The organism is Secundilactobacillus paracollinoides (assembly GCF_001702155.1).
In the GTDB taxonomy this organism is placed as follows: Bacteria; Bacillota; Bacilli; order Lactobacillales; family Lactobacillaceae; genus Secundilactobacillus; species Secundilactobacillus paracollinoides.
The window spans coordinates 2,958,942-2,971,739 of sequence record NZ_CP014912.1 but is presented as its reverse complement, the minus strand read 5'-3'; the positions used below and the strand labels follow the sequence as shown (position 1 = coordinate 2,971,739).

Genomic DNA, 12,798 nt, shown 5'->3' with positions numbered 1-12,798 from the left:
GGTGTTGGTTTTGGCTGTACCAGCACGTAAAACTTCAAAGACAAAGAAGCGTATGCGCCGTGGACACATCAAGTTGCAAACACCTAACTTGAGTGCCTGCCCAAACTGTGGTGAATTACGTGTATCACACGTTGTTTGCCCTAACTGCGGCTTCTATGATGGCCGTCAAGTTGTTACGACTAACAACTAATTGAAGCTTTCTACACAGACAAAAAACCACCCTACGAGAACCGCGGTCTCGGGGTGGCTTTTTTGTGTCTTCAGCCTAATTTTGTCGTGATAGGATAATCGCCCTATGGTTAGTGATGACCCGGCACGATAATTAATTGCAGGTCAGCTTCATCGCCCAGGGTTTGATTTAACAGGGGTAAAATGCGCGTCCCATATTTGATTGCCGTATCACCAGCAGGGATGCTGGGTAATGGTGTGCCATTCGCGCCAACTTGATAGTGGGCTTTTACGGCCGCCACATCGACTGCTTGAACGGGATAATAGCGGTTCGCGTAATACATCACACTTTTTTGCCCCGGGTTATGATTAAGCCCCATGGCATGCCCAAGCTCATGTTCTGCAACATGAACCCGTTGCGCAGTTGTGTAGTGGCTCGCTTTGACAACGCTGGTGTTAATGTAGGTCGTCACGGTGATGATCTGGTTATCTGCCGTGTGCTGAATGCTGGTGAGACCGCTTAAATCGGGTTGATACAGCGAGGCAGGCAGACTGGTTGCCGTAATCTGAGCGGATGCGTGTGGTGTGAGGTCAAATGAAAAGACATGTTTGCTGTTCCAGACTTGAATTGCTTTTTGCCAGACACTTGTGTAGTAGGTACCAGCCTTAATGTGAATCGTTGCTTCAGGTTCCGAGAAACGATAGGGAAAGACTGGCGTGATCGCCGCGTTAGCAGACAGTGCTGAAAATGAGCTGTATAGTAGCGTTACGAGGCCCATAAGTAGGGCTTTAACCACGAATTGACGCGTTCGGCGCGTCCTTAAACCAGTCATGGTCGCTTACCTCCACTATTTAGGATGAGGTCATGATAGCACAAAATCCTATATAATGAATTATTTTAGCTTATCAAAAGTAAGCATTACGAAACGTATAAACCGCCATCGTCGTATTGAGCCATAAAATCATCTAAAAAGCCCACGCAACATTGCAAGAGACAATGTGACGTGGGGATTTTGGATGAATGAGCTAACTGTTGTTTTAAGATTTATTCATAAAATGTCGCAAGAGGAATCCTAATCCCATCCAAAGAATGGCGGCAATCACCAGCGTGATGACCCAGCTCCAAGCACCATGCTGGAAGGGGAGCTGGACGTTCATCCCAAAAAAACCGGAGACGATGGTTGGAATCGTCAAAAGCAGGGACCAGACCGTCAAAAATTTCATGGTGTCGTTTAGGCCGTTGTTTAAGACGTTATTGTAAGTGCCCGAGAGCTGATCCAGAATTTGCCCAGTCAGTTGCGTCATTTCCGATAATTGGTTGGCTTCGATCAGGGCATCATCAAGGACTTCCTGGTCGGTCTCTGACAGTTGTTTGTAGATCTGGAGCGCCTTAAGCTGTTCCAACACCGCCGCATTCTGTTTTGCCGCTGTCATGAGATAGATCAGACCGGTTTCCAGATCAGAGAGGCTCAGCAGGTTGCCCTTAGTTGTTTTAATTTTAAGCCGTTCTGTGATCTCTTTGCGTTCCTGGTCCACTTGTTCAACCAATGGGAAAAACGCGTCTGAGACGTGAAAGAGGCTGGTAAAGAGGAATTGATACACACTGGCCGAATCAGGAAGCGCCTTGGCTTGTTGCATCATTGCAATAACGTAGTCTGATTCTGGAAAGTTGATGGTGATCAGGGTGTTGTTCTTGATCATAAAGGTCATTGGCACGGCTTCATAGTGCTGATCGACCTTTTTCGTGTTGGCAACATGAAACACCAACAGGAAGGTCTTGGTTTCATCGTCGTATTCAACGTGCGCCCGTTCATTTGGGTCAGTTGCATAATCAAGGACTTCTGCATCCAGGTGATAGGTTTCTTGAATCGTTTTAATATCTTGCGGGGCTGTTGTTTTAACGGCAACCCAGGTAAACTGATTAAACTGCTGCGTTTCCATATTATGGCTCCTTAGTGGGCATTCTCCCGGTAAATCATTACCTCTATTATGGCACAATTTGGTCAACTTAATGGGATCAATTCTTATACCACAAAAAAACAATGACTTCACAAGCCCGCGGCGGGATGTGAAACCATTGTTTTTTTATTCAGGTAGTTCAGTGGTTACGTGAACCATTTCTTAAATGCGATTATTTTTCCTTAGTGAAGTCAATAACCATCCGGCCAGTGATCTCGCCACGTTTCATTTCGTCGATGATGTCGTTGATTTCGCTTAAACGACGGGTCTTAACGATTGGGTGAACTAAGCCTTCAGCACCGAATTGGAACGTTTCAGCTAAGTCTTGACGAGTCCCAACAAGGGAACCAGCGACTTGGATACCATCTAAAACAGTCTTGGCAATGTTTAATTCCATGTCGCCTTGTGGTAAGGCAACAGCAACTAACCGGCCATCTGGACGCAGGGCGTTTACGGATTGGGTAAAGGCATCCTTGTTAACAGCTGTGACTTGCGCGTTGTGCACACCGCCAACTTGTTTTTGGATTTCTTCAGCGACATCCTGCGTATGACGGTTGATTAAAATGTCAGCGCCGTTTTCCTTAGCAGCGGCTAACTTGTCTTCGTTACCATCAACAGCGACAACGTGGGCGCCAAAGACGTGCTTAGCGTATTGGATAGCTAAGTTTCCTAAACCACCGGCACCAACGACTTCAACCCATTGGCCAGGCTTTGTTTCGCCGACTTTAAGGGCTTTGTACATGGTCACACCGGCACAGGTCAATGAGGTTGCTTCAACTGGGTCAAGGCCTTCTGGCGCTTTAACGGCGTAGTTGGCGTCAACGATAACTTGTTGTGCCATGGCACCGTCAACAGTAAAGCCGGAGTTTTGGACGTTACGGCAAAGCGTTTCACGACCTGTGAGACAGTATTCACAATGGCCACAGCCCTTGAAGAACCAAGCGATGGAAACGCGATCGCCGACCTTCAAGTTTTCAACGTCATCGGCAACTTGTGAAACGATCCCAACACCTTCGTGACCAATGATCCGGCCAGGGAACTTGCCGAAGTCACCAGCTGCAACGTGTAAATCAGTGTGGCAAAGGCCACAATATTCAACGTCAACTAAGGCTTCACCGTGCTTGATAGGACGGAGGGTAACGTCTTTAATATCTACATATCCATCTACTGAATCGCGAATAACTGCTGCTTTCATTATTGAATAACCTCTTTCATCTGTCTGAGTTGTTTAATTTTTTCACAATGTTATTTAACCACATCTCTTACAGAAATACAAGTGATTTTGTGAGCAATCATAATTATTTTCACATAATAATTTGATGAAGAAAAATTCCCTTTATTTTCATTAATATGAGAGTTGAATGAAACTCCATTGGAATTAACTGAAATTCCGCGCAGTTTCTCGCCAAATTACGATTAATATAGTATGATAGACGAAGTGTGAGCGATAGTTGTGATACACTGTCAAACAGTGTCCAAAATACTATAAACGATGGTTATCCTAAAAAATAATATTGAATAAGAGGAGTTCGTTATAATGAGTCGCATTTTAATTATTGAAGATGAAAAAAATTTAGCCCGCTTTGTGGAGCTTGAACTTAAACATGAAGGTTACGAAACAGAAGTCCGTTTTGATGGGCGTGCCGGTCTTGATACCGCGCTGGCTGAAGATTTTGATGTCATTTTATTGGATCTGATGTTGCCTGAATTAAACGGGATCGACGTTGCCCGCCGGATTCGTGAAACAAAGAGCACGCCAATTATTATGATGACGGCGCGGGATTCTGTGATCGACCGAGTTTCTGGGTTTGACCACGGCGCCGACGACTACATTGTTAAGCCATTTGCGATTGAAGAACTTTTAGCACGTGTTCGGGCATTGTTGCGTCGGATCCACATTGAATCGGAACAAAAAGACTTCAAGCAAACAACGGTGACTTACAAGGACCTCACGATTGAAAAAGAAAACCGAGTCGTGCGTCGCGGCGATGAAGTGATCAACCTGACGAAGCGCGAATACGAACTCCTTTTGACGCTGATGGAAAACGTCAACGTTGTGTTAGCTCGGGACGTTTTGTTAAACAAGGTCTGGGGTTACGAATCAGAAGTTGAAACAAACGTGGTCGACGTCTATGTACGTTACCTGCGGAATAAAATTGATCGTCCTGGTGAAAAGAGCTATATCCAAACCGTTCGTGGGACAGGGTACGTGATGCGTTCATGAGCCAAAACACACCAGAACTCGCGGCGGAGACGACCGCTAAAAAAAGACGTCGGTTATCTGTCAAGTGGAAATGGGCGCTGGGCACCGCAACCGGCGTCTTTCTCATCTTCATTATTTTTTCCTGGCTGCTGTATTCGGGGCTGTCAGGGGTGCTGCTAAGCCAGGAACGCAGCCATGTGAACAGTACGCTGACAACGGTCCAATCCCGACTGGATAATCTTCAGGGCCATTTCAATAAAACAACGGTTGCTGCCGAACTACAACCCACGCTAGATCAGCCAAGCGGCTCGGTGAGCGACGAAACGAATATTTACTCCAGTAATTTAATTACAGATCTGTCACGTGATAGTACGGTCGTTACCATTTATAACGCCCAGAAAAAAGAGGTCTTTTCGTCACGAGATAAGCAATTTAAAACTGGTAAGTTAACGCTTAAACGACAGTTGTCGCGCGTCAACACAGCCCATTTTTCAGGGCTCGTTGGTCGGGCGCCCATCTACACCGCACAGGGGCATCAGCTGCTGGGCTACGTGCAGGTGACCAATTCGCTTGAGGAATATAAGGCAGCGCAACAGCGGTTTGCAATGATCTTACTCGTCTTACTTATTTCGGCTGTGTTTGTTGCGGCCGTGTTTAGTTACCTGCTATCTGCATACCTGCTGCGGCCGATCGATGACCTGAACGCGACGATGCGCGCGGTCCGGTCTGACCCGCAATCTGAGGAACGGGTGCCAGAAACTAAGCGTAACGACGAGTTGTCTGATCTGACAACGCTATTTAATGATATGTTAGATCAAATGCAGCGCTACATTGACCAGCAGCAACAATTTGTTGAAGACGTTTCACATGAACTACGAACGCCAGTCGCGGTTATTCAAGGCCACATTGAGATGCTGCAACGCTGGGGGAAGGATGATCCAGAAGTGCTGGATGAATCCCTCAGTGCCGCGATGCAGGAAACCAAACGGATGCAGAGTCTTGTGAGTGAAATGCTGGATCTGACCCGCGCAGAACAGATTGAGATCACGCTGAATCATGAAACGACTGACGTTAAGGAAGTTGTGAACCAGGTGTTCAACGATTTCAAAATGATTCACCCGGACTTCATGTTCATTTTGGATGATGATGTTGAAGGTCACGCGTACTCGCAAATATATCGGAACCACCTTGAACAGGTGCTGATCATCTTGTTAGACAACGCCGTGAAGTATTCGGTTAAACGAAAAGAAATTCATATGTCGTTGTCCGAGGGCGGTCACACGGTTGAAATTGCCGTTCAGGACTTTGGTGAAGGGATTTCCCAAGAGAACATGAACCGCGTCTTTAACCGTTTCTACCGGGTCGATAAAGCCCGTAGTCGCAACAAGGGCGGTAACGGTCTCGGGCTGTCAATTGCCCAGCGGTTGATCGAAGCCTACCATGGTAAGATTGCCATCGAAAGTGCTGTGGGCCACGGGTCGATCTTCCAGATTGCGCTGCCGTTGATCTCCGAAACGGAAAAGCAGCAACTCGACATTGCAAAAGAAGAGGGGCCGAAGCCCAAACCAACACCGCTGTCTTCCAATTTGGGTGCTGACCCGACTGATGAGTCAACTGCTGCTTCGACGAAATCGTCGGAGACGACCCCAACGGACGATACAGACTCAGGTACGGGCATTCCGGGTGTCTATCGTGCAACCGATGACCCAAGCGTTCATTCAGATGACGATGACCCTCAGGATTGATCCCGTTTAATAGCGTCAATAAAACGAAGCCGCAATTGCATCCCATTTAAGGGTGACAATTGCGGCTTTGTTTTACGCTAAATATGCAGAGCGTTGCAGCTTACAGGGCGGAAATAGGTAGCGCCAATGGGCAACCTAGGTTTTGTTTCCTCTCAAGTACCCTCCAAAAAATAGCACAATCGAGTAGGAGGTAATTGATTAATTCAATTACCGACCTCTCACACCACCGTACGTACGGTTCCGTATACGGCGGTTCAATAATTTAAGCACTTTGTATTGACTGGAGTGTCTTGCTCATATTGATGAGTCCAAGGCGTTCCAGTCTTTTGTTTGTCAGAGTATAGGTCAATGTCTTGCTATGCGCAGTTCGCCAATAACCCTTACGGGTATTGGCCATTGTATAAGCACTGGTGCCAGAAAGCCCCAGTTTTACAAGATGATTGACCTTTGTTTTGAGCTTCTTCCACTGTTTCCAAATATACTGGCGAATCCTTGCTCGCAACCATTCGTCTAAGTGACGGATAAAATTGGTCATTTTCCCGACCGAATAGTACTGTAACCACCCACGCATCTTTTGATGAATCTCGTTAAACACCAGGTTTAACGAAACGCCCCAATTGCGCTTGGTCATTTTCCTGAGTGCAGACTTGATGCGTTGCTTGGCCTGCCAAGCAGGTCGCGCATACGCACCTCCTCGACCAACCCCCAAGGAAAATCCCAGGAACTTGGCCCGCAGAGGCGAACTTACTGATGTCTTGTCCTCATTGACGGTGACCTTTAGGTCGCCTTCAAGAAAGCGAGTAACATTAGTCAGAACCCGTTCTCCAGCACGTTTGCTTCGGACATAAATATTACAATCGTCCGCATAGCGGACAAACTTATGACCTCTGGAAGTTAACAGCTTATCCAGTTCGTTGAGATAAATGTTAGCCAAAAGTGGCGATAAGGGGCCACCTTGAGGGGTGCCTTTATCACTTCGTTCAAATAGACCACCATTCATGACACCGCTGGTTAGGAAGCGACGAATGAGATGCAGTATCCATGGATCCGTAATATACTGCTCAATAAATTTAATAAGCAGATCGTGGTTGACCGTATCGAAGTATGCTTTTAAATCGAGATCCACGACATAGTGATAGCCCTGATTGTAGAACTGAACCACTCTATCAATGGCATCTTTAGCACTTCGATTCGGTCGGAACCCAAAACTATTATCTGAGAAGACACGCTCAAATGTTGGCACCATGACTTGCGCCATGGCTTGTTGAACAAGTCGGTCAATCACAGTTGGTATTCCGAGCTTGCGTTTACCACCATTAGGTTTTGGAATTTCAACCCGCTTAACGGGACGAGGCCGATAGGTCTCGTTTTGTAAAGCTTGCAGTAATTCCTGTTTATGTTTCCTCAAGTAGGGCAACAGTTCGTCAACGGTCATTCCGTCTAGTCCTGCTGCACCTTTGTTTCTGCAGACGCGAAGATAAGCCTCGTTCAGGTTATTTCGGTCTAAGACTAACTCTTGAAACTTAGTGCCGTTCATCATCGTATTTTCACCAGAGTCAGTGCTACGCACCCCGACTTGTTCTTGGGCTTCCAGTCCTACTGTCCGCCGGCGGTCAGCTTTTTCTGTATTCTGCGGTTGTTGCACTGTCTCCACCTCCAATATCAATGATGACCTATTATTGTTCAGCCCTTCGTGGCAGATACCGCTACTATGGCCTCGGCTGACTCCTGTATCGTTCTGCACCACATCACTGTGATGTTTGTTCCTGTGGCGCTTAGCGCGCCTCTTGTCGGGAACGTACGATACAGGCCTCCCCGGGTAAGAACGCCCACTTTCGTACCATGTCATTGCCAGCTTTACTGCGATGGCCTCGAGTAGTATTGGACTTTGGTTTGTTTGGCAACCTCGTCCGACCAACACAGCCTTATAGCTGATTCTTGTACATCAATGCGGTACTTTGTCGCCGACTTCCTTCAGATTCCACCTCACGATGGACACCCTTGTCATTGACTTGCGGTTCCGACTACTACGGCCCGCAACGGACTTTCACCGTCTAGTTGGCGCCCATGCCGGGCGCACCAAAAAAACGCCAAGCACTTGAATACTTGGCGTTTTTTTACGATGCATTATTTAATGCTGATTACTCATGATGGTGCTGTTGCTTACCCGCATTTCGTTGCCGGTTTTTCTTATCGGTGGCTTGCGTCTTGGTCAAAGGTGCTGAATCCGTCGAGCTGCTATCAGCTGTTGGTGTTGCCGCAGTTGGCATTGGTTCCTCAACGATCTTAGGCGGGTTCTTTTTCATTTCGGCTTCAATCTCACGTCTGATCCGTGGTCGATACAAATTAATGATGATCGTCTGGATGCAGGCAAAAATTCCACCGATGAAGAAGTAAAGGCCTAGCCCAGCGTTGGCTGAGATCGTAAAGAACAAAATGAACACGGGACTGATGACCATTGTTACCCGCATTTGTTTCTGCTGTTCCTTTGGCATGCCGATCATGGATAAGTACCCTTGAAGCAGGTATGCCACGAAGGAAAGAATGGCCAATACAATGGAAGACTTCCCAAGCGGAATACCCATAAATGAAGATGAGGAAAGCTCAGGCGAGTACTGAATCGCAGCGTATAATGCAGCGAAAATTGGCATTTGAATCAGCAGCGGCAAACAGCCGATCCCACCAGTCATGCTGATGCCGTTATCCCGGTAGAGTTGCATCATCGCTTGACCAGCTGCAGCTTGCTCTTCTTGAGTTGAAGCCGACTTTTGACGTTTCTGAAGGGCAGTCATTTGAGGCTTGATGGCTGCCATTTTTTCTTGTTGGACGGTTGAACTGCGCATCTGACGGACCATCAACGGCAATAAAACGAGCCGAACGACGACGGTCAAAACGATAATGGCCCAGCCATAGGAGTGGCCTAAGAAGTTGGCCATCCATTCCATGACGTGCTGACCAGGAACGGCGAGGTAATCGTACACGACGCCGTAGGGCTTACCACTCTTCGTGCGTTGCACACACCCGCTCAACACAAGGGCGAGTCCCGCTAAGGCCATGCCCAAGCGTAAAGGTTTATTTGATTTCATTTGTTAGTTGTCAATCCCCTTCTAAAATATTGCAGTCTTCACAATTTGCTTAACGCAACAAAGTAAATATTACTTGAAATAGGGGCATTTTTCAATTGGTAATGTTAAATTCGTGCCAGACAGGGGCCGTAATTGGCTTGACGTGCACTGCATCAACGACAGCGTACGGTGATGGCGACCGTTTCAGTCCGGCGACAAAGGTGGCAAGTGTTTCTGAGTCGGCCTGGGCTAATACTGAGACGGTCCCATCCCGTTCGTTTTTGACCCATCCAGTGACGTTTAGCTCGTCGGCCATGCGCTTGGTTGACCAGCGAAACCCGACGCCCTGGACACGGCCAACGACAGAAATTAATTGTGAGGCCATATAATCACTTCCTAAATCGTGCTAGTATGTATCTATAGTAACAAAATACGGAGAAAGAGGTGGCCATGATCGAAAAGATTACGTCTACACAAAATGCAAAGGTAAAAAAATGGCAACATTTAACGACAAAGAAGGGACACCAAAAATACCATCAATATCTGGTTGAAGGGTGGCATATCGTTGGGGATGCACTGACTGCTAACGAGCCAGTGCAAACGATTCTGGCAACGGCAGATCAGCTTGAAGCGCACGAGGATGACCTGCCAGCAACGTTGGAACAGATTGAGATCTCAGAAGAAGTTGCCAAAAAATTAACGGATACGGTCACACCCCAGGGCATTTTCGCTGTTGTGAACATCACTGCTGCTACCAGAGTTGCCCCGGAAGACGCGGCCGGTGCTTGGCTTATGCTGGATCGGATCCAGGATCCCGGTAACATTGGGACGATGGTCAGAACTGCGGATGCAGCCGGATTCACTGGTATCGTGTTTGGTAAAGGCACGTCCAGCCGCTACAATCCTAAAGTTGTTCGGGCGATGCAGGGCAGTCAATTCCATGTCCAATTGACCGAGGGAGACCTAACCGCCTGGTTGACAACATTCAAAGGCGCGGACAAGCCCGTTTACGGGACGGCCTTAAATAAAGATGCGAAGAATTTCCGGGACGTCACTGCATCAACTGAGTTTGGCCTCATCATGGGCAACGAAGGCCAGGGCATGGCGCCTGAATTGATGGCTGAAACGACCGACAATCTCTATATTCCAATTAAGGGGAATGCAGAATCGTTGAACGTTGCAATTGCGGCTGGCGTGTTGATGTTTCAACTGAACCAGTAAAATTGGTTCGGTTTTGTCCGAAAATCAGTCATGATTGCACTATTTTAGGTCTCTTTAGGTTTATTTAACCGAATAAAGGGCCATTTTACTTGTTATTTGTAATGAAATTCAGTATAGTATGTCTAAATGAACTTACTTAAGTAAAGGAAGCGTTCTATGAAGACCAATGATTGGCGTACAGACAAAGAATACATCGCTTTAGTGGACGACTTGCTGGCTAAGCCAGAAGTACAGAAATTGGCTAACTATACGCAGCACCACCATTCTGACCGACTCACACATTCGATCTCAGTGTCTTACGATAGTTACTTAATTGCTAAAAAACACGGCCTTAACACCCGGGCAGTTGCGCGGGCAGGGTTGTTACATGATTTATTCTACTATGACTGGCGCACCACCAAGTTTAACTTGGGCTCTCATGCCTTCATCCACCCACGGGTCGCACTGCGAAACGCGGAAAAGCTGACTGAGCTGACCCCCATGGAAAAGGATATTATTCTGAAACACATGTGGGGTGCCACGGCGGCCATGCCAAGATATCGCGAAAGTGTCATCGTGAGTCTGGTCGATGATTACGATGCGATTCACGAGTTCTTTAGCCCACTTCGGGCCCGCATGAGCCAGTGGAATATGAAACGATTAAAGCAAGTCTTATTTGATGACAAATAGTGATAACAGGGGGTGTTAAGATGGATCAAGCCTTAACGCAAGGATTAGTGGATATTGACAATTTTGAACTCTGTCCAAAGTTTGAGCAGACGTTTAGTATTTTAGGTAAAAAATGGAACGGACTGATTATCGATGTATTGTTGAACCTCGGCCCGCAACGGTTTAAAGATATTGCAGGTAAGGTGACTAGGTGTTCAGATCGGGTGTTGGTCGAACGCCTTAAGGAACTCGAGATGAACGGCATCGTTGTTCGCAACACCTATGACGATTCGTCGTTGATCGAATACGCCCTCACTGAAAAAGGTCAAGACCTTGCCGGTGTCATGAAGACGGTGCACAACTGGTCTGAAAAATGGAACCAGTTAGATGCTGATGATCCGCAAGAGGTTGACCAATGCCACCAACCGCTGTAAACTAATTGGTGTGTAAAAATTGAATGAAATGCCTTAACGAAAGAGTAGTAGGTTCAGCGCTAATCCCAGAGAGACGGCTAGGTCAGTGGAAGGTCGTCGATTGGTTAGGATCGAATTCACTTTCCGAGCAGAGATTGGGCGTCGCGGTCATTAGGGTCGTGACAAATAATCGTCCGGTTGATTGACCGTTATTAAATTACCGAGTGTACTTATTGATAAGTAAACAAGGGTGGTACCGCGAAGACTTCGTCCCTTTATTTTGGGGCGGAGTTTTTTTATTTTGTTAAGGAGGATCCATAATGACACTTAGAGATCAATTGGAAAAAATTCGCGATGAGCGAAAGCAGAGTATCCTCGATGTTGACGACCTTAAAAAGCTTGATGAACTGCGTGTGCAGTTGTTAGGTAAAAAAGGCCCCGTCACTCAAGCGCTCCGCAGTATGAAAGACTTACCCGCAGACGAACGACCTAGCTTTGGCCAGTTTGCAAATAAGGTGCGTGACGACCTAAAAAACGCCATTGATGATCGCAATAGCGAACTACAACAGGCAGCGTTAAACTTTAAGCTGCAACACGAAAAAATTGATGTGACCTTACCAGGGGCTGCCGTTACTCAGGGACAACCACACGTGATTCAACAAATCGTTGATCAGCTGGAAGACCTCTTTATGGGCATGGGCTACCAAGTTTTGAGCGGTCCAGAAGTCGAAGAAGACAAGTACAACTTTGAAATGATGAACCTGCCTAAGGATCATCCAGCACGGGATATGCAAGATACGTTCTATATCACCAAGGAAATTTTGATGCGGACACAAACCTCACCGATGCAGGCAAGAACGTTGGAGACCCACGATTTTAGTAAGGGGCCGTTGAAGATGATCTCACCAGGGGTCGTTTACCGTCGTGATACGGATGATCCAACCCACTCTCATCAATTCCACCAGGTGGAAGGGCTTGTCATCGATAAGCACGTTACCATGGCTGATTTAAAAGGTACCTTGGAACTGGTTGCACACACCTTATTTGGTGACCGATTTGACGTCCGGTTGCGCCCAAGTTACTTCCCATTTACTGAGCCTTCTGTTGAAGCCGATATTACCTGCTTTAACTGTGGCGGTAAGGGCTGTAACGTCTGCAAGTACACCGGCTGGATCGAAGTGCTCGGTGCCGGGATGGTTCACCCGAACGTGTTGAAGATGGCTGGGGTTGACCCAACCGTTTACGGTGGCTTTGCCTTTGGTCTTGGCCCTGACCGGTTTGCAATGCTGAAGTATGGTGTTGACGATATCCGGAACTTCTACTTAAACGACGTCCGGTTCCTCACCCAATTTGCTAAGAAAGGATAATCAAAACCT

At 47.1% G+C, this 12,798-nt stretch carries 13 protein-coding genes and 1 other annotated feature; of the genes, 7 read left to right on the top strand and 6 right to left on the bottom strand.

Annotated elements, in window-relative coordinates; genetic code table 11:
• Positions 1–10 precede the first annotated feature (10 nt).
• Positions 11–190: a 50S ribosomal protein L32 gene (rpmF, locus tag AYR61_RS15010; RefSeq protein ID WP_082409092.1), complete on the top strand. Its 180-nt coding sequence runs from the start codon at positions 11–13 to the stop codon at positions 188–190.
• Between the two features lie 109 nt (positions 191–299).
• On the opposite strand, the gene AYR61_RS13040 is transcribed toward rpmF, so the two are convergent.
• The 3 genes from AYR61_RS13040 to adhP form a co-directional block, all read right to left on the bottom strand.
• Entirely contained in the window at positions 300–1,001 is a 702-nt protein-coding gene (locus AYR61_RS13040; protein WP_065903435.1) for a matrixin family metalloprotease, read from the bottom strand.
• A gap of 205 nt (positions 1,002–1,206) precedes the next feature.
• The gene (locus AYR61_RS13035; RefSeq protein WP_065903432.1) at positions 1,207–2,109 is read right to left on the bottom strand and encodes a magnesium transporter CorA family protein; all 903 of its coding nucleotides are present in this window, start codon (positions 2,107–2,109) and stop codon (positions 1,207–1,209) included.
• A 190-nt stretch (positions 2,110–2,299) separates the two neighbouring features.
• Positions 2,300–3,322, bottom strand: coding sequence for an alcohol dehydrogenase AdhP (gene adhP / locus AYR61_RS13030; protein WP_065903431.1), 1,023 nt, complete (start codon positions 3,320–3,322; stop codon positions 2,300–2,302).
• Between the two features lie 342 nt (positions 3,323–3,664).
• Between adhP and AYR61_RS13025 the strand changes: the two genes are divergently transcribed.
• Positions 3,665–4,351, top strand: a complete 687-nt coding sequence (locus AYR61_RS13025; protein WP_065903428.1) for a response regulator transcription factor — start codon at positions 3,665–3,667, stop codon at positions 4,349–4,351.
• A complete protein-coding gene (locus AYR61_RS13020; protein ID WP_065903425.1) occupies positions 4,348–6,075 on the top strand; it encodes a HAMP domain-containing sensor histidine kinase in 1,728 nt (575 codons plus the stop codon). The genes AYR61_RS13025 and AYR61_RS13020 overlap by 4 nt, the downstream gene beginning before the upstream one ends.
• Positions 6,076–6,337: 262 nt before the next feature.
• On the opposite strand, the gene ltrA is transcribed toward AYR61_RS13020, so the two are convergent.
• The 3 genes from ltrA to AYR61_RS13005 all read right to left on the bottom strand — a co-directional run bounded on the left by ltrA (position 6,338) and on the right by AYR61_RS13005 (position 9,525).
• On the bottom strand, positions 6,338–7,720 hold the full coding sequence (gene ltrA, locus AYR61_RS13015; protein WP_065903422.1) for a group II intron reverse transcriptase/maturase: 1,383 nt from the start codon (positions 7,718–7,720) through the stop codon (positions 6,338–6,340).
• Between the two features lie 496 nt (positions 7,721–8,216).
• Positions 8,217–9,161 (bottom strand): membrane protein insertase YidC, encoded by a 945-nt coding sequence (yidC, locus tag AYR61_RS13010; protein WP_065903419.1) that lies wholly within the window; start codon positions 9,159–9,161, stop codon positions 8,217–8,219.
• Positions 9,162–9,252: 91 nt separating this feature from the next.
• Complete coding sequence (locus AYR61_RS13005) at positions 9,253–9,525, bottom strand: acylphosphatase (protein WP_054706941.1); 273 nt, start codon at positions 9,523–9,525, stop codon at positions 9,253–9,255.
• Between the two features lie 68 nt (positions 9,526–9,593).
• On the opposite strand from AYR61_RS13005, the gene AYR61_RS13000 reads away from it, so the two are divergent.
• The 4 genes from AYR61_RS13000 to pheS all read left to right on the top strand — a co-directional run bounded on the left by AYR61_RS13000 (position 9,594) and on the right by pheS (position 12,789).
• Entirely contained in the window at positions 9,594–10,361 is a 768-nt protein-coding gene (locus tag AYR61_RS13000) for a TrmH family RNA methyltransferase (protein ID WP_054707317.1), read from the top strand.
• 156 nt (positions 10,362–10,517) lie between these two features.
• On the top strand, positions 10,518–11,030 hold the full coding sequence (locus AYR61_RS12995; protein ID WP_065903411.1) for an HD domain-containing protein: 513 nt from the start codon (positions 10,518–10,520) through the stop codon (positions 11,028–11,030).
• 20 nt (positions 11,031–11,050) lie between these two features.
• Entirely contained in the window at positions 11,051–11,443 is a 393-nt protein-coding gene (locus AYR61_RS12990) for a winged helix-turn-helix transcriptional regulator (protein ID WP_065903408.1), read from the top strand.
• 24 nt (positions 11,444–11,467) lie between these two features.
• Positions 11,468–11,700 (top strand) — a binding site (T-box leader).
• Between the two features lie 42 nt (positions 11,701–11,742).
• Positions 11,743–12,789 carry a phenylalanine--tRNA ligase subunit alpha gene (gene pheS / locus AYR61_RS12985; RefSeq protein WP_065903405.1) on the top strand — a complete coding sequence of 349 codons (1,047 nt, stop codon included), beginning with the start codon at positions 11,743–11,745 and terminating at the stop codon, positions 12,787–12,789.
• Positions 12,790–12,798: the final 9 nt, after the last annotated feature.